We start from the raw sequence: 571 nt of genomic DNA, 5'->3' as shown, positions 1-571 counted from the left end.
GCCAACCTGCGCTACCGCGAAGGGCTTTCCAACTACCTGACCGTGCGCTGCGCCAGCACCTCGGTCTGCGCGCTGAGCACGGTCAGGTAGTTGGAAAGCCCTTCGCGGTAGCGCAGGTTGGCGAGGCGCAGGGCTTCTTCGGCGCTCGCCTGCGCGGCGCGCTGCTCGGCCTGCTGCGTTTCCAGCGAACGGGCGCTGGCGAGCGCATCGGCGACCTCGTGCAGGCCGTCGACCAGCGCGGCGTTGTACTGCTCGATGGCGATGTCGCCGCCGGCCTCGCTGGCAGCGAGGTTGGCGCGCAGCCGCCCCGAGTCGAAGATCGGCAGCGTCACGGCCGGCGTCACCGACAGCGAGCGGTTGCCGGCCTCGACCAGATGCGACAGGCCGAGCGCCTGGAAGCCGGCGAAGGCGGCGAGGTTGACGTTCGGATAGAAGGCCGCGCGCGCCGCCGTGCTGTCCTTCGCTGCCGCTTCGGCGCGCAGCCGCGCGGCGATCAGGTCCGGGCGCCGGCCGAGCAGCTCGGCCGGGATCGTCGATGGCAGCGCCAGCGCCTCGGGCGCGCGCAGTGCCG

Annotated in this window: 1 protein-coding gene; it reads right to left on the bottom strand. The window is 72.9% G+C overall.

Features of this window, described 5'->3' with window-relative positions; genetic code table 11:
• Positions 1-32: 32 nt before the first annotated feature.
• The coding region (locus tag PKE44_RS18705; protein ID WP_324554247.1) for a TolC family protein at positions 33-571 on the bottom strand (539 nt) is incomplete at its 5' end.

This window comes from Plasticicumulans sp. (assembly GCF_035331805.1).
Classification (GTDB): domain Bacteria; phylum Pseudomonadota; class Gammaproteobacteria; order Competibacterales; family Competibacteraceae; genus Plasticicumulans.
The sequence above is the reverse complement of the archived record's forward strand: the minus strand, read 5'-3'. Positions and strand labels throughout refer to the sequence as shown.